Raw genomic sequence first — 23,868 nt, forward strand, 5'->3', positions numbered from 1 at the left:
GCGGGTAACAGGCCGCCGGAAAACACGGGCGCGCCTGTTAGCGGCGCAACATGCGCTTCATATGTCCCAGCAGATCAACCGCCCCGCTTAGCTGCACAAACAGCACAAACGAGGCAACCCCAGCCAGTACCAGCGCCATCAGCGCGGCAAAGCGAACTGCAAAGACACCTTGCCATAGATAAGCCGCCAAGGCTCCCTCAAGAAAATACACAACTCCGCCCATCAACGTGCTGGCCAGCAGCAGCAGCGGCACGCGGCGCAAAAGCGCAGCATCAAGTTGAAAATGTCCTCGTCGCCACAAGCTCACACCTAGCAGCGCCGCATTCACCCAGCCCGCAACAGCGGTAGCAACGGCAATACCCACATGGGCAAGCAGTGGAAACAGCGCCAGCGAAAGCCCCACATTGACCACCATGGAAGCAGCTGCAAAGTGCATTGGTGTCTTGGTATCTTCGCGTGCAAAATAGCCCGGCGACAGCATCTTGATCAGCACAAATGCAGGCAAACCAAGCGCAAAGGCGCGCAGTGCCGCCGCCGTCTGCGCCACAGCTTCGCCGCTGAAAGCGCCGCGTTGGAAAAGCACGGCCACGATCGCATCAGGGATAATAAGCAGGGCCAGCGCAGCAGGGAGGGTGAGCGCAAGCGCAAACTCCATGGAGCGGTTTTGCGCGTGCAATGCCGCCTCGTTCTCGCCCGCGCGCAGTTGCCGGGTTAAACTTGGCAGCAGCACCACCCCAATGGCAATGCCGACGACGCCAAGTGGCAATTGATAGACTCGATCAGCATAATAAAGATAAGAGTTGGCGCTCTCTTGCAGTGAGGCGATAATGGTGCCCACAGTAACATTTATCTGCGTGATCCCGCCCGCCAGAACCCCGGGCACACCAAGCACGAGCAGGCGTTTTACCCCTTTGGTAAAGCGTGGCCGCTTCAGCGGAATGGAAAAGCCAACCTGCCGCAAATCCACCAGAACCAAAAGCAGTTGCACCACTCCGGCAACCGCCACGCCCCACGCGAGCATTATGCCTGTACTGCGATCAGAAAGATCGCCCAGTATCCAGATGATCGCAAAAACACAGATCATGACGACATTGAGCATTACTGGCGCAAAAGCGGCCATAAAAAACCGCTCAAGGCTGTTCAAAATGCCGCTAACAAAGGCCAAGAGAGACATAAAGATCAGGTAGGGAAAGGTGATGCGCGCCATTAGCGTGGTGAGAGCGAATTTTTCCGCTTCACTGCCATACCCCGGCGCAAGAACCATCACCAAAAGAGGCATTGCAATTTGCGCCAATGCCGTAATTAACAGCAAGACGCTTAAGAGTCCTGCCCCAACTTCGCCGGCAAATTGCCTTGCGCCGCTTTGTCCTTCCTCTTCCAGCTTGCGGGCAAACAGTGGCACAAAGGCAGAGTTAAACGCCCCTTCCGCAAACAACCGCCGAAACAGGTTGGGCAAGCGAAAGGCAACCACGAAAGCATCTGCCACCGGTCCGGTTCCAACGGTTGCGGCCAACATGACATCGCGGATAAAGCCCAGCAAGCGGCTTAGCAAAGTGGCTCCACCAACCTTGGCGAAGTTTTTGATCAATGAGGACAATAAACAAGCTCGCTAATGAATGGGTTTAGATCGCCGCGCCGCAGTTGGCGCACTTTCCTTTTCCATACCATCAAACGCGGCTTTTATCGCCTTTTCTATGGCCTCTTGTCGGCCAACATTGGATATCTTTTGCCCTGTGAGGTCGGTGACATAAAAAACATCCACCGCGCGCTCTCCAAATGTGCCGACATGCGCAGATGCAATATTGAGGTTCAACGCTGAAATTGCTGTAGTCAGGTCAAAAAGAAGCCCCGGCCTGTCAAGCCCCGTGACCTCCAGTACTGTGTAGCTCTCGGACCAAGAGTTGCTAACCGTTACCGTGGTTTCCAGCTTGAACGTTTTCTTGCGCCGCGCGGTCTTGCGGTCACGGTGCGGTGCGGGGACAGGTGTTAGTTTGGCGGTGCCGCGTAATGCATCGCAGATGTATGCGCCAATGCGCTCGCCGCGCCGCTTTTCATCCGCGTCCTCCGGCAATTCGCGGCGGACAAAAATCGTATCCAGAGCCAGCCCATCAGTAGTGGTATCAATTTGCGCATCAACGATGTTGGCCCCCGCGCTAAAGCAGGCTTGTGCAATAATAGAAAGCAGCCTTGGATGGTCAGGCGCGAGTACGGTGATTTCTGTCACCCCTTCAAAGGCGTGCGGTTCTACAAACACCGCGAGGTGCTCGGGCTGGCGATCCGTCTCGCGGATCATGTTGGCGTGTTGGATTTTCTTGGCCAAGTCCACACGCAGCCAATAGGCTGGATAGTGGCGCTTGGTGTAGCTCTGCAGCTCTGCCTCTGGCCAGTCTGGCAAGGCATGCATGAGCTCGTCTTTCGCCTGCTCCACCCTCTGGCTTTTATTTGCCTGCCCATGGCCGCCACTAAGGATTGTTTCGCTTTCGTAATAGAGTGTGCGCAGCAGCTGCCCTTTCCAGCCGTTAAAGACCCCCGGCCCTACAGCGCGAATGTCGGCTACTGTCAGTATAAGCAGCAGTTTCAAGCGTTCTAGCGATTGTACTTTGCGGCAAAAATCACGGATCGTTTTGGGGTCGTTCAAATCTCGGCTTTGCGCAACAGTGCTCATTTCCAAATGCTGTTCAATAAGCCATGCCACAGTATCTGTTTCGGATGCGGAAAGACCTAAGCGTGGGCACAGGGTTCGGGCGATTTTGGCACCGGCGATGGAATGGTCCTCTGGCCGTCCCTTCGCAATATCATGCAGCAGCGTTGCCACATATAAAACCCTGCGGCTTGGCACTGATTTGATCAGGTCCGTTGCCAGCGGATGGTTGTCTCCGCCAAGGCCGCGTTCAATCTCTGAAAGCACGCCAACAGAGCGGATCAAATGCTCATCAACAGTATAGTGATGATACATATTGAATTGCATCATCGCCACCACCTTGCCAAACTCGGGAATGAACTTGCCTAGAACGCCGGCCTCGTTCATGGCCCGCAGCACGGTTTCCGGATCATTACGAGAGCAGAGTATTTTGAGAAACAAACGGTTGGCCTGCTCGTCTTTTCGCAAATCGGCTGTGATCAGCCGCCGCGACCAGCGAACCAGCTTTAATAGTTCCGGGTGGATATCTGCATCGCATTTATCGATCAGATAAAACACCCGGATCAAGTTCACCGGGTCATTGCGAAACACGCCCTCGTTTGCTGCGGTAATGCGGCCATTGACAACGAAAAAGTCTTTACTGCCTTTAATTGGTTGACGTTTCGCCTTGCGGCCGGGAACAATCGCGCCAAGAAACCGCGAGATTGTTGGTGCAGGCTTGACGTGCTTTTCCTCCAGTGCGGCTGAAAAAATGCGGGTCAAATCGCCAACATCTTTAGCCATAAGAAAATAGTGCTTCATGAAGCGCTCAACGCTGCGCATGCCCGGGTGGTCGGTGTAACCAAGGCGCGTCGCGATTTCCTGCTGCACATCAAAAGTTAGCCGCTCCTCCGGCCGCCCGCGCAAGAAATGCAAATGGCAGCGAACCGCCAGCAGAAAGTCCTGCGCTTTGCGAAACCGGTTCAGTTGCCGCCGCGAGAATGCGCCAATGCGCACCAAATCATTACCATTGGGAACGCGGTAAAAGTATTTGCCGATCCAGAAAAGCGTATTGAGATCGCGCAGCCCTCCCTTGCCTTCCTTTACATTCGGCTCAACAAGATAGCGGGATTCACCTTGGCGCTTGTGGCGCTCGTCGCGCTCTTCCAGCTTTGCGGCGATAAACTCAGGCCCTGTATCCTCGGCTATTTCTTTGTCAAAGCGTTGCACCAAGCTGGTGAACAGCTCCACCTCGCCGCACAAATATCGCGATTCCAGCAGCGCCGTGCGGATTGTCATATCCTCGCGCGCCTGTTTGATGCATTCATCAAGATTGCGGGTGCTATGGCCAACTTTCAGCCCCATGTCCCACAGCATATAGAGCACGTACTCTACCACTTGATCGCCCCACGGCGTTTGCTTGTAGGGCCATAAAAACAACAGGTCCACATCGGATTGTGGCGCTAAAGTACCGCGTCCATAACCACCAACAGCAACAAGGCACAGCTGTTCACCCGCGCTCGGACTAGGATTTGCATAAACTTTTTCGCATGCGAAACGAAAAGCAGCTTGAATAATCGTATCTTGAAGGGCGGAAAGCCGCTCGGCACAGCGCCTGCCTTTGCCGTCTTCTTTTAGCAATTGCTCGATATGATCTCGCCCGGCTCTGTTAAAGCTTTTAAGACACTCAAGCAGCTTACCGCGCAATTTCAAATCATCCGCCGCGCCGCCAAACGCATCTAACTCCCCCACCAGCTGTGTAAAGAGCGCATCGCTATCAATATACTCGGGGATCTGAAGGTCTTGCGGGGTCATTGCGGCGGTCCGGCTGGCTGAACAGGTAAAAAACGTGCAAGGACTTTAGCCAATGCCTAAAAAGAAGCCAAACCTAAAACTTGGGCGAATTGCCTAAATATTATCCTTTGCAGCGACAACGCGCAGTTGATGCAGCATATGCCGCAGCGAGTCTTCGGAGAGCCCATTAATCTTGAGCGCTAGCTGGTTGGAGAGCTCTGTTGCCAATGGATTTAGCCCGGCGGTGTCGATATTGATTTTGGGGTTGGAGACCTCGGCAAGCCGCTGCAGCTCCTCCGCTTCATCCCAAATCACATTAAAGTAGGTAATAATTCTCTGCACTAAGTACCATGTGGGCGTGCCGCGCTTTCCGTGCTCGAGTGCGGAAAGATAAGCGCTGGAAACAGAAAGCGCCTGCGCCATCTCTTTTAAGGTGATACCGCGTTTCTTGCGCAGCTCGCGCAGCTTTGCCCCAAATGGTGTCATTAGTAGAGCCCTGTTGTTCCCCGGCGGCGGCGGATACGCACATAAAGCGCCCCTTCCCCCCCATGGCGCAAATGCGCCTGCTCAAAACCAATAACATAGGGGCGCAGCTCTGGTGAAGAGAGCCAATGCGGCACCATGCGTCGCAGCACACCGCGCTCCTCTCCGTACCCCTGTGTCCCTTTACCGGTAATAATTAGCACCACAGCGTGGTTTCTACTTTGGCTGTGAAACAAGAAATCAATAAGCCGGTCATGAGCTTGCGCCTGCGTCAGCCCATGTAAATCAATGCGGGCATCAACGCCCGTGTGCCCGCCTTGCACCACCTTCTTGCGTTCACGCCGCGCCATTTGTGTGAGCGGCGGCAAAGGTGGTTCCTCTGGTTTGGCTAAGGGTTGCTGGGGCATGGCTTTTGCAGCTTTTGGCCTGCCCGCAGTTTCTTGCAGTTTTTTCAAAGCGGCCTTTAGCTCGGCATCCTGCTTGATTTCGGCTTCCAGAGCTTTGGCATCGTTCAGCTCGTTTGCTCCAAAAGGCACAGTGCTGCGTTGCACAGGGGTCAGCGAAGCCGTCACCCGGTGCCACAACAGCTTATCTGGCTTGCTAAGCTGCTTATTGCCCTTTTTTCCGCTGCTTTTAGTCAAAACCGTTAGAAGCCGACGCTAGGCGTCATCCCTTTGTGCCAAAATGAAAAACGTGGCCTCGTTTTGCATGCAACCGGCGCGCTGTCCAGCGCTTTCACCAATGCCAAAGAAAATATCGCCCCGTGCAGCCCCTTTAATGGCAGATCCCGTATCCTGTGCACGCATGATACGGGCAAAGTCTGTTGTGGTTGCTGCGGCGTCTGGCGGGGCCGCTGCCGCTGCCACATATAGCATGCGCCCATAAGGATGATAGCGTGGGTCAATGGCAAGAGATCGCTCCGCAATCAGTGGCACCTCAGCCGCACCAATAGGAGCAGCTTCACCCTCTAAATCCAGACGAAAGAAGATGTAGGAGCGGTTTTGCGCAAATAGCGCATCTTGCTCTTCCAAGTGCGCTGCAAGCCAAGCCCGCAAGGCATCCATGCTCATATCTTCTGCCGCTATCTCGCCTCTCTCGATAAGCAGGCGCCCGATCGGAGTATACGGATGACCGGACTTTTTGGCAAAGCGCAATTGCGCAAAACGCCCATCGCGCAGCTGAAGAGTGGCAGAGCCTTGTATCGCGATAAAGAAGGCATCAACCGCGCTCTTCAAATAGCATAATTCCAGCCCCTGCCCCTCAAGCGCTCCTGCCATCACTGCCGCCCTATCTGGCAAGTCATCTGGATTTGCGGGGGGGCGATAAAGTGGAACAGAAAATTCAGCGCAGGGGGAAAGTGAGGCCTTCACAACCGGCTGATAATAGCCTGTTACAAAGCCGCTTTCCTTCACCTGATAAGCAATGAAGGACTGCTCCAGAAAACGCTGCGCCGCTGCCGCACCCTCTGCCAGCGCAGCATGCGCGGCAGCTAGGAAGGGCGCACCCAGCGGCTCTGATCCGCTTTCAGCGTTTTTCAGCAGGAAGCGTAAAGCCTCGATATGGTCTTCCCTCTGCCACATTGGCAAAGCGGCCAGCTCCACCGGCTCGGGGATTAGTTCAGGAAAGGGAGAGGAAAGCGGCATAGCGCCATATCAATCGGAATGAACCAAGAAAAAAGGGAGGGAGCGCCGCTCCTTCCCTTAAGCTATGCCTTTTTAGGCGGAAGACGTTGCGATCAACAACCAGTTTGGATCTGCAGCATCTATCTTGCGGGAGAATGTCCAAATGTCGTTGTTCTCGACAACTTGTGCCGGATCCCCCTCGACAATCACCCCATCAACGTTGCGAGTGGTTGTGATGACTTGGCTTTTGATGCGCACGGTAACTTCAATCATTCCGCCGCCCACAATCGCACCAGCAATCTCGGCCTTATCAATGCCGATAAAAGTGGTCTCGACGCGCTCTTTCCGGCTCTCGCGCTCTTGAAGAGCCGTGGAAAATCCTGAGAACACGTCCTCAGACAGCAGGTTTTGCAGGACTTTGCGATCGCCATCTGCAAATCCAACAACAATCATTTCGTAGGCGGCCTTGGCACCGTTTAAGAACTCTTGCGCGTTAAAGGTTTTCTCTACCTCAAGGACTTTGAGTAACTGCTCGGCAACAGGGGTGCCACGCCCGGCAACGCGGTCAATCGCGCTTTTGCCTTGCTCAAGCAGCTCGCGTTCCTCCAGCGGCGCTGGTTGTTGCACTGGAGTTTCGCTTGCACCCGGCAAGGGCACAACATTATCGCCATCGGAGGTCTGCTTTTGCGGCTGCTGCTCACGCTTGCTGAAGCGTTCCGTCACTTCATTGGGCGGGCGCTCGTGCCCAGTTCGCTGGCCAAGAACAGAGCGCAGTTTCAAAAACACAATAACTGCAATTGCCAGAATGATGATGTTTCCGATGTCAAAAATCTCATTCATGCCGTGATACCGACCATCCTTAGAATTCAAGCGCGCCAGAAGTGTTCTGGCCATAAAGACAAGCTCAAGTTTACAACGGTTCGTCTACCTGATGTAAAGGCACCTGTCACGAAATTACGTCATTCCTGTGAAATATTGTGGTTCAAGCGCATTTCGGCAAGCCTGCAAATGAATCTTATCTGCACCGCACGTGGAGGAAGAGCCCCTGCTTGCTATTGTTTTTTGCGTTCGACCCACAATATTGAGAGACGGGTAAACAATGCCTAAGGCATGTGCCCGAGCGACCATCAAGGAGTGAAACAGCAAAATGCCCGCCGGACTTATCATACTTGCAGCTTTTATTTTGGTCCCGACAATCGAGATCTACACCTTCGTGCAGGTTGGTTCTTCCATTGGGGCATTGCCTACTGTGCTGCTCACAATCGCCACCGCCGTTGCCGGAACGATCATGCTGCGCCAACAAGGTTTCTCGCTGCTCATGCGCATCCGTGCGGAAACTGATGCAGGGCGTGTTCCTTCCAACGAGTTGATGCAAGGCGCGCTTATTGTCGTCGCGGCCCTAATGTTACTAATTCCCGGCTTTGTAAGTGATGCGATTGGCCTACTACTATTCGTTCCTCCGCTGCGCATGCTGGCAGCGCAAGCGCTGATCCGCAATGTAAATGTGCGCGGCGGCGTCAACTTCAGCAGCAATGGACCAACAGGCTATCGCAAAGGCTCCAAAAACACTGTCGATCTGGATGAGGGTGAATGGCACCGCAATCAAGATGAGCAGGAACAAAACAACAATCGTGAGGACGGCCCAAGGCTTGGCTCCTCCGACAGCCCTTGGAAAGACGGAAATCGCGATTAATCGGCATTTGAGAGAAGCACTTTAGGCTTTCAAAGGGCTCGCTAAGTACTCTGCTATTTGAACAAATAGGTGGAGAAAATGCCGAGCTCTTTGCTGTGTATCCTGTTCTTGCTTTTTGCGCTGCCAAATGCACATGCCGAAACCGCCTCGCGTGAAGTGCCAGAAGAAAAGAGTATCAAGCCCTCAAGCCGAGTATCAACGGAACGGCTCAAGCAACAAGTAGAGTTGCCAACAACACGTAGGGACAAGCAGGCTTTGCTGATTTTGGAGCAGATGCTAGCGACCTTTGGCAAAAACTACACTTTTTCTTTCAACGTTTCGGTAAGTGAAGAGCGCATATTCAAAGACGGTGTTCCGCTAAACTTTGTCTATGATTACATGATCGATGTAAAAGGCGACAGCAATCTGCGCCTAACGTTACCGCGCTCAAGTGGTATCAGTTTTATGTTGTTCTCGCGTGGTCTTGTTACCTACTATGATCATACGAGAAATCTATACACCCAAGGAGATTTCGACGGCTCGATAGATGAGCTCTTTTGGGAAATGCGGGAGAACTTTGATGTATCCCTTCCTGGCACCGCGCTCCTTTCACGCCACAGGGAGAAGTTTATTCGTAGGTGGACCGATGCGGCCATTTATGTCGGCATTGAACGTATGTTTGAAGGTAATGCCCACCATCTGGCGTTTTTTTCCGATAAGGTCGACTGGCAAGTGTGGGTTGATGAAAAAACGCTTCTGCCTGCCTATCTAATTATCACCTATAAGCTGCTAGACGGCGCTCCCCAATCGCACCTTCGCTACAACAACTGGCAACTTTTCCCGAGCTTTCCTGAAAACTATTTTGAGTTCTCACCGCAAGAGGGTGCAGTCGATCTTGGTGAAATTCAAAGCCAGCGCCCCGCGCGAAGCGGCGTTTATGCAGATGAGGATCGTCGTTTCTAGCAAATGCGGTCCAATTCGCTCCGATCACAAAAACACTGCTGAATAGCTGCAATTAAAGGCTTTCAAAACCACAGCAGCGCGGGCATGATCGCCCCATGTCAAATTCTAGTCTTGCCCCAGCTCTTACTGAGAATGACCACCTAATTCTGGTGGACGGTTCCACATTTATTTTTCGCGCCTATCATGCGCTGCCGCCATTGACGCGCAAGTCGGATGGGCTGCCAATTGGTGCAGTTTCCGGCTTCTGCAACATGCTATGGAAGTTGCTGCAAGAAGGCTTCGAGAAAGAAACGGGCCGCAAAACCACCCATCTAGCGGTTATTTTCGATAAATCCGGTAAGACATTCCGCAATGATTTTTATCCAGATTACAAGGCCCACCGCCCGCCGCCACCAGAGGATCTGCGCCCGCAGTTCGGCCTGATCCGTGAAGCCACGCGTGCCTTTGGTGTCCCTGCTATCGATCAAGAGGGCTATGAGGCAGACGATCTTATTGCCACTTATGCGCGGCAAGCCGCAGCGCAAGGCGCTAAAGTTACCATCGCATCAGGCGACAAGGATTTGATGCAGCTGGTCACCGAAAAAATCGGCATGGTTGATACCATGAAGAACAAGGTGATCGGCTTTGCCGAAGTGGAAGAGAAGTTCGGCGTTGGCCCAGATAAGGTTGTCGAGGTGCAGTCCTTGGCTGGAGACAGTGTCGATAACGTTCCCGGAGTACCTGGCATTGGCCTGAAAACGGCAGCATTGCTAATCAACGAATACGGTGATTTAGAAACGCTGCTAACAAGAGCCGAAGAGATCAAGCAGAAAAAACGCCGCGAAAATCTGATTGAATTTGCAGAGCAAGCGCGGATCTCTTGGCGTCTTGTAAAGTTGGCAGAAGATGTGCCAGTCGAAACCGCGGTCGAGAGTTTTTCACTCGATCAGATTGATGGCACAAAAGCGCTGGGCTTTTTAAAGGCGATCGGGCTGAACACCCTAACCCGCAAGCTCTCTGAATACACCGGAGTAGAAGCTGAAGCAGTTGAGCCGGTCACCCTTGAAATAGCAGGATGGCAAGCGCCGCTGGCGGCTGCAAGCGCTCCCGAGGTGGACGGCGAAAGCGATAATGGCGGTCTGTGGACTCCTAGTAATCTGGCAGAAAAGGTCAAGGCAGAGCAGGCTGCAATTCCAGTAGATAGCAACACTTATGAGTGTGTTTCCTCGTTGGAGGAGCTGCAAAAGTGGGTAGATGAGGCGCTAGAGCAAGGCTTTATCGCTGTTGATACGGAAACGACCTCGCTAGATGCGATGCAGGCGGATTTGGTGGGAGTTTCTCTGGCAACCAAGCCCGGTAAGGCCTGTTACATCCCGCTTGCCCATGTGGACGGCGAGGGCGATTTGCTTGGTGGCGGCGCGCTTGTCGAAGGGCAGATCCCGATGGATGCAGCGATCCCTATTCTCAAGCAGCTGCTTGAGCATCCGGCTGTGCTCAAAATCGCGCAGAATCTGAAATACGATTGGTTGGTGCTGTCCCGTTATGGCATTCAGGTTGCACCCTATGATGACACCATGCTGATGTCTTATGCGCTTGATGCTGGCTTGGGCGGCAATGGTATGGATGAGCTATCCGAGCGCTGGCTAGCTCATAAACCAATTCCATTTAAAGAGGTGTGTGGCTCTGGCAAATCTATGATCACCTTTGATAAGGTGCCGCTGGAAAAGGCGGTTGCTTATGCCGCTGAAGATGCGGATGTCACCCTGCGCCTTTGGCACATTTTGAAAAAACGCCTCCCGGCTGAACAAGTAACCCGTGTTTATGAGCGCCTAGAACGCCCGATGGTGGAAGTGCTTGGCGCTATGGAAAAGCGCGGTGTGCAGATTGACCGGCAGATGCTTTCCCGCCTTTCCGGAGATTTCGCGCAAAAAGCTGCGGCGCTTGAAGCTGAAATTCACGAAATGGCCGGGGAGAAATTCAACATCGCCTCTCCAAAGCAGCTTGGCGAAATCCTGTTCGGCAAAATGGGCTTGCCGGGCGGGAAGAAGACGAAAACAGGAGCTTGGTCGACCTCGGCAGCTGTGCTGGAGGATCTGGCCGGAGAAGGCCATGAAATGCCAAGCCGCATAGTGGAGTGGCGCCAGCTCACCAAGCTAAAATCCACCTATACCGATGCCTTGCCCGGTTTTATCAATCCGCAGACCGGGCGGGTACACACCTCGTTCTCGTTAGCATCAACCACCACTGGGCGGCTCTCTTCTTCTGAGCCAAATATCCAGAATATTCCGGTGCGAACAGAAGATGGGCGAAAAATCCGGCAGGCGTTTATTGCCGGTTCTGGCAACAAGCTTATTTCTGCTGATTACAGCCAGATCGAGCTGCGCGTCTTGGCGCATATAGCCGACATACCGCAGTTAAAAAAAGCTTTTGCCGATGGCTTGGATATTCATACCATGACCGCCTCGGAAATGTTTGGCATGCCCATAGAGGGTATGGATCCCATGGTCCGCCGACAGGCAAAAGCTATCAACTTCGGTATCATCTACGGCATTTCCGCTTTCGGGCTCGCTAATCAGCTTGGCATTTCGCGCGGCGAAGCGGGCGATTATATCAAGATGTATTTCCAGCGCTTTCCCGGAATTCAGGAATATATGGAAGAGACAAAGAAGTTCGTCCATGCCAATGGGTATGTAGAGACAATCTTTGGCCGCCGCGCCCATTATCCAGATGTGAACACCAAAAACCCCAATATGCGCCAATTCTATGAGCGCGCAGCGATCAATGCGCCGATCCAAGGTTCGGCGGCGGATATTATTCGCCGGGCGATGGTGCGCATGGACGCGGCGCTGCTAGAAGCGGGTTCAGATGCGCAAATGCTCTTGCAAGTGCATGATGAGTTGATTTTCGAGCTGCCGAGTGAACAGGTCGAAACCACCATTCCTCTTGTTAAACAGGTTATGGAAACAGCTTGTGAGCCAGTTATGCAGCTTTCTGTTCCGCTGAAGGTGGATGCGCAAGCGGCGGATAATTGGGAAGAAGCCCACTAAAACAAACAGGTTGTGAATGTGGCAGAATAATCTCACAAGGGTTGTTACATCTCTGCTTTCTCGCTTAAGTATCCAGCTTGGCAAAGGCTAGTTTAGGTATTGCCAAGTTCTACAAAGGCAACAAATGTTATACCGAGGCACAAGTGGCGACCAGTAAACGCGAGCAGTTGGTGCATAAAGCGCTGATCCTTTTTAACCGGCAAGGCATTCAGGCCACCGGCATGGAGGATTTGGTTACCAAAACGGGTGTCTCGAAAACAACGATCTACAAGCATTTTGACACAAAAGACGACCTGATTTGCGCTTGCTTGCAATTGCACACAAAGCACTGGATGGAGCATCTGCAAGAAGCGCTGGATGCTTGCCTCAAAGCAGATGAAAGCCCTCTGCATGCCCCTTTGAAACAGTTGGAAGAAACGCTGCTAGATAGTCGCTTCACCGGCTGCATATTGTCAAAGGCGGTTGCCGAGTTTCCCTCGCCCCGTCATCAGGTGCACAAAGCAGCCAGAGCGGCGAAAGCTGAACAATTGAGTAGCCTGCAAGAAATTGTGTTGACTGCAAAAGCCGAGGGAAGTGCTGAACAAGGCGCGCGTTTGTTCTTTCAAACTCTGGAAGGGGCAATGTCTGCCGCGGTGCAATTCGATCGCGAGGAAGCGATATCGGACGCGTTTTCGCTTGCTCGCCTGCGCTTTGCGCAAGTTGGCAAGATTGAAGGGGAAGTGCCAAAACCCAATTCTGATCCGCAGGAACAGGCCTCCGTACCGCCTGTGGAAGCGCAAGAAGAGCTGGATGCCCGCTTTGAAGAGATCAGCTGGCCACTAAAATCAAACCAGTGAACCAGCTGAACTCGCGAGGTAGCTAAGCGGTGGCGGCGCGATTGCGACGCCCCATATTGGTGCCGAAAGCGTTGCTTCGCAATCGCTAGCGGCGGGTTAGATGCACGCCAGCAAGAGTGCAGCGCACAGACCCCCCTGCCAGCTCGATACTTGGAATATCTAGTGGTAGCAGTTGAGCGGTGCGCTCTATGACAACCTTTTGTTCCGCTGTTAGGGCTTTGAGAGCCCGGCTGGAAAGTGCCAAGAGGCGCCCCTCACGCCCTTGCAATTCTATAGCATTGCCAGCAAACTCTGAAATCTGCTCATGACTGAGCGAGATAACATCGCGGCCTGAACGCGCAAGCCTGTCAGCAACTTCGTCTCTGCGCATCGGATTGACAATGCTTGTTAAGCCAACCATGGCAAACTCGGTAGCTATGCACATCATCACGTTGGAGTGATAAATAGCCTTGCCTTGCGCATCCACGGAGGCAAATGCCATTGGTTCGAAATTGAAATGCGTGCAAAAGCGTTCAAGCGCGATGGGGTCCGTTCGATTGGATTCTGCCGCATATGCCACGCGGTCAATGTGATCAAGCACCATCGCACCTGTTCCCTCAAGAAACAGGAGGTCCGGCTCGAGGCCAGAGTAGTCGATGATATCCTGCACCCGATAGGTTCGCTTAAGAAACTCGATGATATCAGCGCGTCGTTCCTTTCTGCGATTAACAGCATGCATCGGGTAGATGGCAATATGCCCGCCAGCATGGGTAGAGAACCAGTTGTTTGGAAACACGGAATCGGGCGTTTCTTTCCCAGTATCCTCGAACAGATGAACGCGAACTCCGTGGCTTTCTAGTGTTTCTGCTGCCTTGGTGATCTCGTCATATGCCTGACGAGACAGTTCTGGCGCGGCAGATTGATCGCTTTGAAAGGCGTTATCAGCCGCAGTTTCTGTGTTTACCTGAAAGTGGTGTGGGCGGATCATCACCACCGCGTCAGGGGCCTGTACAGACCGGCGCTGTCTCGTCAAAGTCTCGCTCATCGCTATCTCGCTTGTGGTTTGATTGGCACTTAGAGGGCAGGGCTAGGCAAATCTGGGTTTGCCACAGAAGCCCGCAGCAGCATGCCGAACAAATCGCGCGGTTCGTCGGGATCAGCGATCATGTCCAGATTTTCGTACATTCCTGTTTCTTTTAGCTTGCCGTGGATGTAGCGAAGAGCCGAGAAATCCTCAATCGCAAAGCCAACGCTATCAAACAGGGTAACTTGCTCTGGTGCCTTGCGCCCCTCAATCGCGCCAGTCATTACCTGCCACAGCTCTTTAACCGGGTAATCCTCCGGAAGCTGCTGGATCTCGCCCTCAATGCGGGTCTGTGGCGGGTACTCGACAAAGATGTCAGAGCGAAGCAGGATGTCTTTGTGCAGCTCGGTTTTGCCCGGGCAGTCGCCTCCAATCGCGTTGATATGCACGCCAGAGCCAACCATGTTATCGGTCAAAATCGTGGCATATTGCTTGTCGGCAGTCACTGTTGTGATGATCTGCGCCCCTTCTACGGCGTCTTCTGCGGAGGTGCAGGCTGTCATCTTGAAGCCGAAGCCTTCGAGATTTTGCATGCATTTCTCGGTGGCAACAGGGTCCACATCGTATAGGCGCAATTCATCAATGCCGAGCAGGGCCTTAAACGCCAAAGCCTGAAACTCTGACTGCGCGCCATTGCCGATCATCGCCATGCACTTGGAGCCCTTGGGGGCGAGGTACTTGGCGGCAACTGCGGAAGTGGCCGCGGTGCGCAGCGCGGTAAGGATGGTCATCTCGCTTAGCATTACCGGATAACCGGAGTTGACATCAGCAAGCAGACCGAAGGCGGTTACGGTTTGCAGGCCTTCCTTCATGTTCTTTGGGTGGCCGTTTACATATTTAAAGCCATAGACCTCGCCATCGCTGGTCGGCATCAACTCAATAACGCCTTCCTTTGAGTGAGAGGCAACGCGTGGTGTTTTATCAAACAGCTCCCAGCGGCGGAAATCGTCTTCTATTGCCTTGGCAATTCCGTTGAGTACCGTACCCACACCGAGCTTCAGTACCAGTTTCATCATATGATCAACACTGACAAAAGGAACGAGGTTGATATCCTTGGGTGGGATGACATTCATGGGGAACTCCTGAAGTTGCTTTGTTGCCCGCTTTCTGCGTTTGACAAGGAGCTTAAGAACCAGCATTTTCAAAAAAAATACCAAAGAAAAACAAATTTTCTGGAAAAAACTGGGCAATATGCTAGATAAAATTGACGAATTGTAGATTGTGAAGCATGAGGGCAAATGAAAGAAACGGGAAGACATGCCAAGCACCAGTTTGACGAGCTTGACCGTGAATTGATCTCGTTGCTCCGTAAGGATGCCCGCGCACCCCTGGCAAAACTGGCGGATATTCTCATGGTTTCCCGCGGCACAGTGCAAAACCGCCTTGATAGACTGCTGGATTCAGGCGCCTTGCTTGGCTTCACCATTCGAGTGCGGGAAGACTATGATGAAAACACCATCCGCGCAGTTATGCTAATTGAAGTGGTTGGCAAATCTACCACGCAAGTGATTAAACGCCTGCGCGGCATGCCAGAACTCACCAAGCTTCACACGACTAATGGCGCATGGGATCTTGTCGCTGAAGTGCAGACCAGCTCATTGGCCGAATTCGATCGTATCTTGCGTGAGGTGCGCATGATCGACGGCGTGCTTAACAGCGAAACCAGCTTGTTGTTGAGCTCTGTCTAGGTGCTAGACGCTACTTTCTAGCAGTTCGGCCCAGCTAAGAGGGTTGTCACCGTTAAGCGGGTTTTTGTCCGAGCGCTTGTATTTGATTGTCTCAAAGTGCATTGCTTTGGTATCAACCAGTAACAGGCGGCCAACCAGCCCTTCGCCAAATCCAACAATTTCTTTAATGATTTCAAGTGCTTGCAATGAGCCAACCAGCCCAGTCAAGGCTCCCAGTACGCCAGCCTCAGTGCAAGAAGGCAACACGCCTGCCTTGGGCTTTTGCGGAAACAGACAACGGTATGTCGGGTTGATGTAGTGGCCACTCTCATCCTGCACATATGGCTTGAGCAACGTAATCGAGCCGTCAAACTGCCCGACAGCTGCGCTCACCAAGGGCTTCTTTGCAAAGAAACAAGCATCTGAAATCAGGTAGCGGGCATCAAAGTTATCTGTCCCATCCACCACAACATCGAATTTGGAGATTAAGGCCAGCGCATTTTGTGCGTTTAAGCGCGTTGGATATGGCTCCACTGTGACATGTGGATTAATCGCCGCGATTGCCTCAGCCGCGCTGGCAACTTTCGGTTCGCCCAGCGCATCAGTGCGGTGAATAACTTGCCGTTGCAGATTGGAAAGAGAAACACAATCATCATCAACAATGCCAAGGGTTCCAACTCCGGCAGCGGCTAGATATTGCAAAACCGGTGCACCGAGCCCCCCAGCACCGACAACAAGAACACGGGCGTCTTTTAGTTTTTGCTGCCCCTGTCCACCAACATCTTGCAGGACAATGTGGCGGGCGTAACGTTCCAGTTCACTCGGGCTTAGCACGTGGTGTTCTCCAAATTGTATTCTTGTTTATTCGAGGTAGCTTAAGGCTCGCCCAGAATTCTGCTCACTAGGCGAGCGGTGTAATCCACCATCGGCACCACCTTGGCATAATTAAGTCGTGTTGGCCCAATCACCCCGAGCACGCCGATAACACGCTGATCGCTATCGCGATAGGGCGAAACAATAAGGGATGATCCAGAGAGGGAAAATAAGCGATTTTCCGAACCTATGAAGATGCGCACACCCTCGCCGCCGCCTGCAAGATCAAGCAGGTGGATCAAATCCTTCTTGCTTTCTAAATCGTCAAAGAGAAGGCGGATGCGTTCAAGATCTTCAGCGGCGGCCACATCGCTCAGCAGGTTGGAGCGCCCTCTCACAATCAAAGTGCCTTCGTCCTGCTCATCACCGCCCCAAACCGCAAGCCCTGCGTCAATTAGCTTGCTAGTAAGCTCATCAAGCTCGCGCTTATTCGCCTCGCGCTGTTTTTCCAGCTCTGTGCGCACCTCGTCCAGTGTGCGGTGCTGTAAAATCGTGTTGAGATAATTCGATGCTTCAACCAAGGCAGATTGCGGCAAGCCAGCGGGCAAATCAATGACACGGTTTTCAATGGCACCATCTTGCGAAACCAGCACGACAAGGGCTTTTAGGGGTTCGATGCGCACAAATTCGATATGTCGCAGGGTCGCGTCTTGCCGGTGGGACAATACCACCCCTGCTCCGCGTGTCAGCCCGGAAAGTAACTGGCTTGCTTCTGTGAGCACTTGCTCGGTGGTCCGTTCTCCTCCCTTTGCCTTGACCTGCAAGGCGATCCGCTCGCGCTCTTCCATGGTAAGGTCGCCAACCTCTAGAAATCCGTCAACAAACAGCCGCAGACCGCTTTCCGTCGGCAGGCGTCCCGCGCTGGTGTGCGGTGAATACAAAAGCCCCAAATGCTCTAGATCAGCCATTACATTGCGTATGGATGCTGGTGACAAGGGCTGAGTTAGTTCACGGGCCAAGTTGCGCGACCCGAGTGGTGCACCAGTGTCGAGATAATTCTCGACAATATGCTTGAATATCTCCCGCGAGCGCTGATCCAGATTTTCCAGCGGAGCGGAAGGGCTCGCATTAATCACTTGTGCCTCCATGAGGTTCTCTAAAGGGCACTCTACGAAGTGCGCGCGCCTTTCGCAATTGCCGCAAGTTTTTGCAGGTTTCTCTGTGCCAAGTTCATTCCGCCTTTGCAACTGGCAGGTTCCGCCGCTAATACTGGGCACGAACCATAGAATAACCGCCGCAAGAGCAGGGATCCCCTGCGCGGGGTAACAACGGGAGCCGAGCTTGAATCGTCCGTCCAAACGTAGTCCAGAAGAAATGCGCCCAGTCACTCTGGAGCGCAGCGTTACAAAACACGCCGAAGGCTCCTGCCTTGTGAAATTTGGCGATACCCATGTGCTGTGCACCGCGAGCTTGGAAGAGCGCGTGCCGCCGTGGATGCGCGGGCGCAATTCTGGCTGGGTTACAGCAGAATACGGCATGCTGCCGCGTTCCACTCATGATCGCATGCGCCGCGAAGCTTCTTCAGGCAAGCAATCTGGCCGCACACAAGAAATCCAGCGCCTCATTGGCCGCGCCCTGCGTGCTGTGGTGGATATGGATGCGCTGGGTGAGCGTCAGATCACCATTGATTGTGATGTGATTCAGGCAGATGGCGGCACTCGCACTGCCTCTATTACTGGCGCGTGGGTTGCGTTGAATGACTGTCTTGCGTGGATGGAAGCGCGCGACATGATCAAGAAAGATGCTGTTCTCAAGGATCATATCGCGGCAATTTCCTGCGGTATTTATGAGGGCGTTCCTGTTGCTGATCTGGATTACTTGGAAGACAGCGCTGCCGAGACAGATGCAAACTTTGTAATGACCGGATCGGGCGGCATTGTTGAAATTCAAGGTACAGCTGAAGGCAAACCTTTCTCTGAGGAAGAGTTCGGCCAGTTGATGGGTCTTGCTAAAACCAATATCGCCAAGCTGGTTGAGCTGCAAAAGCTCTCTATCCTTTAATCCCGGCAAACGCAGGAGCAACACATCATGAGCGAGCGAAAACTGCAGCCGGGAAAACTGGTGCTGGCCAGCCACAACAAAGGTAAGCTGCGCGAGATCAACGAGATGTTGGCGCCGCATGGTTTTGAAGTGCTCAGCGCTGGCGATCTTGATCTGCCAGAGCCAGAGGAAACCGGCACAACCTTTGAGGCCAACGCCGCCCTAAAGGCGCTGGCAGCTGCCAAGGCAACAGGCCTTCCCGCTCTTGCTGATGACAGTGGCTTCTGCGTAAGCGCGCTTGGCAATGATCCGGGCATCTACTCCGCACGCTGGGCGGGCGAGAGTAAGGATTTCGGCCAGGCGATGCAAAAGGTGGAAGATGCGCTGCAGGCAAACCAAGCGCAGGATAGAGCTGCATTTTTTGTGGCAGTGCTGTGCTTGGCGTGGCCCGATGGGCATACCCAGTTCTATCGCGGCGAAGTGCATGGCGAAGCTATTTGGCCGCCACGTGGTTTAGAAGGTTTTGGCTACGATCCGATGTTCCAGCCTGAGGGCGAAAGCCGCACCTTTGGTGAAATGGGTAAGGAAGAAAAGCACACACTGCCAAATGGCGAACCGCTTTCCCACCGTGCCCGCGCGTTTGCGAAATTTCAGGCCGAGTGCCTTTAGTGGCACTGGCTAAATAACGCCAAGGCGCGAGAAACAATGACAATAAACCCCGATGGCGGATTTGGAATATATGTGCACTGGCCGTTTTGTTTGGCCAAATGCCCGTATTGCGATTTTAACTCGTATGTCCGCCATCAGGCCCCGTCGCAACAAGCCTATGCCGATGCTCTGCGCCAAGAACTGCGCCATTTCGCGCAAATCACCAAGGGGCGCGAGGTTGGCTCGGTCTTCTTTGGCGGTGGCACGCCGTCTCTCATGCTGCCGGAAACAGTAGCGGCGGTTATCGATGAAATCGCCGCACTTTGGCACCTTCCAAGCACTGCGGAAATCTCTATGGAGGCAAACCCCACCAGCGTCGAAGCGACCCGCTTTAAGGGTTATCGCAGCGCGGGGGTTAATCGTCTTTCTGTTGGCATTCAAGCGCTAGATGATACCGAGCTGAAGCGTCTTGGCCGTCAACACTCGGTTGCCGAGGCGATTCAGGCAGTCGATACCGCCCGCAACACATTCCCTCGCATCTCGTTTGATCTGATCTATGCAAGGCCCGGCCAAACCCATGCCGGATGGCGTCAAGAACTGCACCGCGCCATAGATCTGGCGGCAGACCATCTCTCCATGTATCAGCTAACAATCGAAGAAGGCACCATGTTCCACCGCCTTTATGCGGCCGGTAAACTGGAGATGCTCGATGGTGATTATGCGGCGGATATGTATGATATTACGCAGGAGATAACAGTGGCGCGTGGCCTGCCGGCCTATGAAGTGTCCAACCACGCAGCTTTGGGTGCACAGTGCCAGCACAATCTCGTTTATTGGCGCTATGGCGATTATGTTGGTGTAGGCCCCGGTGCTCATGGACGTTTGACATTAAAGAGCGGCGAGAAGTGGGCCACGACAACGCTCTCACATCCCGAAAGCTGGCTACAGGCGGTGCAGCACAAGGGCCACGCCATTCATGAGGAAGAGCACCTTGCCCCGCATTTGCAGGCAGATGAGTACCTTCTCATGAGTATGCGTCTGGCAGAAGGCATGGACGTCGGGCGCTACGAGCGGTTGTCCGGCCGCCGTTTTGATCACCAGCGTTTGTCAAACTTGCAAGAGCACGGTTTGATTGAATGGGCTGGAAACAATACTTTGCGCGCAACCATTGCCGGGCGACCGCTTTTAAATTCTATTCTTGCAGAATTGGCGAGCGACTGACGCAAATTGACTGTAGCCCCTTTGTTTTCTATTAAGTCATTTCTGCAGGATTCATAGCCAGCAGGATAAACTCTTTCAAAACAGTGATAAATCATAATTGTGCATCGCAGCATTTCCTAGGAAACTGCTGTTAGTTATCTACTGAAAAGACAAAACATACCAAAGTCCAAAGATCGCGGCGCATTGTTATCCCAAGACCGCTCTTGCGCTGTCTAAGTATATCACCGTATATTGATGCGGTGCAGCAAGAAATAAGGGCTACGTTTGGGGAGCAACTGCTTTCATGCAAACTCCTAGAACAAAGCCTGTTCGCACCTGAACAGCCGCCGCAAAACAGGAGAAAAGCCGTGCCGTTCTATCATTTGTATGAACTCAACCACGCCGCAATTTCCCCATGGCGCGCAGTTGCGGAAGCGACCAAGCACTTTTATCAAAACCCAATCAACCCCCTCTCGCAAAGCCAGTTTGGAAAAACCGTTGCCGCGTCCTGCGAGATGATGGAGCGATTGACCCGCCGTTATGCAAAGCCGCAGTTTGGTATTACCCATACTGAGCAAGGTGGAGAGAAAGTCGCTATTTCCGAGCAGGTTGTTTGGCAAAAGCCCTTCTGCGACCTTCTGCTCTTTCGGCGCGCTAAAGCGTCGAAAAAACCGCTACCTAAGCTCCTCATCGTCTCACCAATGTCCGGCCACTTTGCGACGTTGTTGCGTGGCACTGTAAAAGCACTGCTGCCCGACCACGAGGTATACATCACTGACTGGATTGATGCGCGCAATGTGCCTCTATCAGAAGGTAGTTTCGATCTTGATGACTACATCGACTATCTTATCGAAATGCTCGAATTTCTCGGTCCTGATTGCCACATGCTGGCAGTCTGCCAACCCTCGGTTCCGGCGTTTGCAGCGGCGGCTTTGATGGCAGAAGACAAGAACCCTAATGCACCTGCCACCATGACTTTAATGGGCGGTCCGATCGACACGCGCATCTCCCCCACTGCTGTAAATGATCTTGCCGCAGAAAAGGGTTTGGATTGGTTTCGCCGGAATGTGTTAATGGAAGTACCCTTTCCGCATAAAGGGTTCCGCCGCATGGTTTACCCCGGGTTTTTGCAGCTTTCAGGCTTTATGAGCATGAATCTGGATCGCCATATGGTGGCCCATCGCGAATTTTTCCAGCATTTGGTGGAAGGCGATGGCGACAGCGCCGAGGCCCACCGCGAGTTTTACGATGAGTACCTTGCTGTAATGGACCTTACAGCGGAGTTTTATCTGCAAACAGTTGAAACCGTGTTCATCTCTCATTCCCTTCCTATGGGCGAGATGCGCCATCGTGGCCGGCTTGTAAACCCAGATGCAATAACCGGCACGGCGCTGTTTACGGTAGAAGGCGAGAAAGACGACATTTCCGGTGTCGGGCAGACGAAAGCCGCTCATGATTTGGCAAGCAATATTCCTCAAAAGCGGCGGGCTCACTATCTTCAGGAGGGTGTCGGCCACTACGGAGTGTTTAATGGCTCACGCTTTAGATCCGAAATTGCGCCGCGTATTCGAGATTTTATCAACTCATTTCCAGAAATTAAGAAGTAATTAAAAGCTTCTAAAAGTGTGGAATTAATTTGTATAAGCATCCTCTTAAAAATTTAGAGAAGCTCTGAAGAAGAGAAGATGTAAAAACTTATGAATCAGGCTTGAAAACCCACTTTTGTCTCACCAACTGAAGTAGTGTGATGAACATGAGGGAAAAATCAATGACCTGTAGTAAAAATTTGATACGGCCAGAATGGACACCAGCAACAACTGCCATAATGGTAATCGGCTTTATTGTTTTCTGGCCTCTGGGTCTTGCCATGCTTGCTTACATTCTCTGGGGCGACAACTTGCACGAGTTTCGCAGCCAGGCAAATAAGAAATGGGATACAAGCCGCTTTCGTGATGCTGTAGATGGGATGGGTATGCAAATGCGCTCTGGCAACGTAGCTTTTGATGATTTCCGCGAAAAAGAGCTGAAACGTTTGGAAGAAGAGCGTCAGAAACTCGAAGATATGCGCAAAGACTTCGATAATTACATGCGTGACCTGCGTATGGCGAAAGATCGCGAAGAGTTCGATCGCTTTATGGCAAAGCGTAAAACAGAGCCGCACACCGGCGGAGACCAGACAACCGCAGCAGAAGGTATCTAACGACATTGCAGAGAGTTCATAACCAAACCTGACCTATGAAAGTCCGGGCGTGGGAGTTTCCCACCCCGGCTTCTGGCGTTCATAACTTGGTCAATGCCACGGGCAGCTGGTTTGCAGGTCCATCACCGCCTGCTAGAATGCACTGAGGTTTTACAATCTCACACTTGGTGCGTTCCAATGTGAATACTTAGGTGGTCCGGTAGCAAGAAATGCGATTTTTCCCAATCAAACCGCTACCGGACCACATCCATGTTCAAATCAGCAATGAAACTCTGCGTATCAACCTGCGTCGCAACGAAAAAGCGCGCAAATATGTTCTTCGGCTTCCGGCAAGTGGTGTTCCGGTTCTTACGGTTCCTGCGCGGGGCACATTGAAAACTGCGCAGAAATTTGCAGACCGTCAGGCATCTTGGCTTGCGGCGCGACTGGCGGGGCGACCGGAAAAAATACTACTGCTTGCGGGAGACATCGTTCCTCTGCGAGGTGTTCCTCATCAAATCGTTCCCTCTGGCAAGCTGCGAGGTCTTGTAGAAGCGCAAGAGCTTGAAGATGGCAGCTGTCAGCTCATAGTTCCGGGAGAGCCAAGCGCGATTGCGCGCAAGAGTAAGTCGTTTTTGCAAGAGCAAGCGCGGCAAGACTTGACCATAGCGGTCGAGAAACATGCAATGACCCTTGGAAAATCCCCGGTGAAGCGCATTTCTATACGCGATACACGCACGCGCTGGGGCTCTTGTTCATCCACCGGTACCCTGTCGTTTTCGTGGAGGTTGATCATGGCACCACCCCGCATTTTGGATTATGTGGCTGCTCATGAAGTCGCCCACCTTGTACATATGGATCACTCGGCAGAATTCTGGCAACTATGCGAAACTCTGGCTCCCCAAACGAAGGAAGCCCGCAGCTGGTTAAGAAAGTTCGGCAATAACCTGCACGTATATGGGGAAACTCCTTAACTCGTAAGCATAGGTGCAAAAACTTTATTAGCTGCTACTCTCCCTAGTAAATATTGTGCTGGACCCATCGGCCCCTTTAAAAACCAATCAAAATCATTACCTAAAGGCATAAGGTAATTGGAGCGTGTACCCCATCAAATTTCTGGGGCAGATCCGATCACCTCTGACATTTTACTATGTCATCTAACTGTTGATTGAAATTGATAGGAAGGCAGGAGAATGATTTGCTGGCAAATCGCCAGTAGATTGTATTGCCGTAAAAAAGCGC

The 23,868-nt window shown here is 52.7% G+C and carries 21 protein-coding genes; 11 read left to right on the top strand and 10 right to left on the bottom strand.

What is annotated here, in order from left to right; genetic code table 11:
• Positions 1-37 precede the first annotated feature (37 nt).
• From murJ to AYK82_RS02390, 6 genes are all read right to left on the bottom strand, one after another.
• On the bottom strand, positions 38-1,597 hold the full coding sequence (murJ, locus tag AYK82_RS02365; protein WP_068310944.1) for a murein biosynthesis integral membrane protein MurJ: 1,560 nt from the start codon (positions 1,595-1,597) through the stop codon (positions 38-40).
• Positions 1,598-1,609: 12 nt separating this feature from the next.
• Positions 1,610-4,435, bottom strand: a complete 2,826-nt coding sequence (locus AYK82_RS02370; RefSeq protein ID WP_068310946.1) for a [protein-PII] uridylyltransferase — start codon at positions 4,433-4,435, stop codon at positions 1,610-1,612.
• Positions 4,436-4,528: 93 nt separating this feature from the next.
• Entirely contained in the window at positions 4,529-4,900 is a 372-nt protein-coding gene (locus tag AYK82_RS02375; RefSeq protein WP_068310950.1) for a helix-turn-helix domain-containing protein, read from the bottom strand.
• Positions 4,900-5,538, bottom strand: a complete 639-nt coding sequence (locus tag AYK82_RS18260; protein ID WP_068310953.1) for a Smr/MutS family protein — start codon at positions 5,536-5,538, stop codon at positions 4,900-4,902. Before AYK82_RS18260 ends, AYK82_RS02375 begins: the two co-directional genes overlap by 1 nt.
• Before the next feature lie 18 nt (positions 5,539-5,556).
• The gene (locus AYK82_RS02385; protein ID WP_068310956.1) at positions 5,557-6,540 is read right to left on the bottom strand and encodes an MltA domain-containing protein; all 984 of its coding nucleotides are present in this window, start codon (positions 6,538-6,540) and stop codon (positions 5,557-5,559) included.
• Positions 6,541-6,612: 72 nt separating this feature from the next.
• Complete coding sequence (locus tag AYK82_RS02390) at positions 6,613-7,413, bottom strand: Tim44/TimA family putative adaptor protein (RefSeq protein WP_425272554.1); 801 nt, start codon at positions 7,411-7,413, stop codon at positions 6,613-6,615.
• 253 nt (positions 7,414-7,666) lie between these two features.
• Between AYK82_RS02390 and AYK82_RS02395 the strand changes: the two genes are divergently transcribed.
• The 4 genes from AYK82_RS02395 (at position 7,667) to AYK82_RS02410 (ending at position 13,016) form a co-directional block, all read left to right on the top strand.
• Complete coding sequence (locus AYK82_RS02395; protein WP_068310959.1) at positions 7,667-8,212, top strand: FxsA family protein; 546 nt, start codon at positions 7,667-7,669, stop codon at positions 8,210-8,212.
• Between the two features lie 78 nt (positions 8,213-8,290).
• A complete protein-coding gene (locus AYK82_RS02400; RefSeq protein ID WP_068310962.1) occupies positions 8,291-9,154 on the top strand; it encodes a DUF2092 domain-containing protein in 864 nt (287 codons plus the stop codon).
• Positions 9,155-9,249: 95 nt separating this feature from the next.
• A complete protein-coding gene (gene polA, locus AYK82_RS02405) occupies positions 9,250-12,180 on the top strand; it encodes a DNA polymerase I (RefSeq protein WP_068310964.1) in 2,931 nt (976 codons plus the stop codon).
• Between the two features lie 77 nt (positions 12,181-12,257).
• Complete coding sequence (locus AYK82_RS02410) at positions 12,258-13,016, top strand: TetR/AcrR family transcriptional regulator (protein ID WP_068310967.1); 759 nt, start codon at positions 12,258-12,260, stop codon at positions 13,014-13,016.
• 85 nt (positions 13,017-13,101) lie between these two features.
• Here AYK82_RS02410 and ctlX read toward each other — a convergent pair whose 3' ends face one another.
• Positions 13,102-14,040, bottom strand: coding sequence for a citrulline utilization hydrolase CtlX (gene ctlX, locus AYK82_RS02415; RefSeq protein WP_156453235.1), 939 nt, complete (start codon positions 14,038-14,040; stop codon positions 13,102-13,104).
• Positions 14,041-14,069: 29 nt separating this feature from the next.
• Positions 14,070-15,152, bottom strand: coding sequence for an ornithine cyclodeaminase (locus AYK82_RS02420; RefSeq protein WP_068311311.1), 1,083 nt, complete (start codon positions 15,150-15,152; stop codon positions 14,070-14,072).
• Positions 15,153-15,317: 165 nt separating this feature from the next.
• Here AYK82_RS02420 and AYK82_RS02425 point away from each other — a divergent pair, with 165 nt between their 5' ends.
• Positions 15,318-15,767, top strand: coding sequence for an Lrp/AsnC family transcriptional regulator (locus tag AYK82_RS02425; RefSeq protein WP_068310970.1), 450 nt, complete (start codon positions 15,318-15,320; stop codon positions 15,765-15,767).
• 3 nt (positions 15,768-15,770) lie between these two features.
• On the opposite strand, the gene moeB is transcribed toward AYK82_RS02425, so the two are convergent.
• Both moeB and hrcA read right to left on the bottom strand, forming a co-directional pair.
• Complete coding sequence (gene moeB, locus AYK82_RS02430; protein ID WP_068310973.1) at positions 15,771-16,580, bottom strand: molybdopterin-synthase adenylyltransferase MoeB; 810 nt, start codon at positions 16,578-16,580, stop codon at positions 15,771-15,773.
• 41 nt (positions 16,581-16,621) lie between these two features.
• Positions 16,622-17,707 (bottom strand): heat-inducible transcriptional repressor HrcA, encoded by a 1,086-nt coding sequence (gene hrcA, locus AYK82_RS02435; RefSeq protein ID WP_068310975.1) that lies wholly within the window; start codon positions 17,705-17,707, stop codon positions 16,622-16,624.
• 193 nt (positions 17,708-17,900) lie between these two features.
• On the opposite strand from hrcA, the gene rph reads away from it, so the two are divergent.
• The 6 genes from rph (at position 17,901) to AYK82_RS02465 (ending at position 23,600) form a co-directional block, all read left to right on the top strand.
• Positions 17,901-18,620: a ribonuclease PH gene (rph, locus tag AYK82_RS02440; RefSeq protein WP_082733684.1), complete on the top strand. Its 720-nt coding sequence runs from the start codon at positions 17,901-17,903 to the stop codon at positions 18,618-18,620.
• A gap of 27 nt (positions 18,621-18,647) precedes the next feature.
• Complete coding sequence (gene rdgB, locus AYK82_RS02445) at positions 18,648-19,268, top strand: RdgB/HAM1 family non-canonical purine NTP pyrophosphatase (RefSeq protein ID WP_068310979.1); 621 nt, start codon at positions 18,648-18,650, stop codon at positions 19,266-19,268.
• Between the two features lie 36 nt (positions 19,269-19,304).
• On the top strand, positions 19,305-20,468 hold the full coding sequence (gene hemW, locus AYK82_RS02450) for a radical SAM family heme chaperone HemW (protein ID WP_068310980.1): 1,164 nt from the start codon (positions 19,305-19,307) through the stop codon (positions 20,466-20,468).
• Positions 20,469-20,815: 347 nt separating this feature from the next.
• The gene (locus AYK82_RS02455; protein WP_068310982.1) at positions 20,816-22,054 is read left to right on the top strand and encodes a polyhydroxyalkanoate depolymerase; all 1,239 of its coding nucleotides are present in this window, start codon (positions 20,816-20,818) and stop codon (positions 22,052-22,054) included.
• A gap of 161 nt (positions 22,055-22,215) precedes the next feature.
• Positions 22,216-22,647 carry a DUF2852 domain-containing protein gene (locus AYK82_RS02460; RefSeq protein WP_082733685.1) on the top strand — a complete coding sequence of 144 codons (432 nt, stop codon included), beginning with the start codon at positions 22,216-22,218 and terminating at the stop codon, positions 22,645-22,647.
• A 209-nt stretch (positions 22,648-22,856) separates the two neighbouring features.
• The gene (locus AYK82_RS02465; protein ID WP_068310987.1) at positions 22,857-23,600 is read left to right on the top strand and encodes a M48 family metallopeptidase; all 744 of its coding nucleotides are present in this window, start codon (positions 22,857-22,859) and stop codon (positions 23,598-23,600) included.
• Positions 23,601-23,868: the final 268 nt, after the last annotated feature.

This window comes from Polycladidibacter hongkongensis (genome assembly GCF_001561995.1).
GTDB lineage: Bacteria > Pseudomonadota > Alphaproteobacteria > Rhizobiales > Stappiaceae > Pseudovibrio > Pseudovibrio hongkongensis.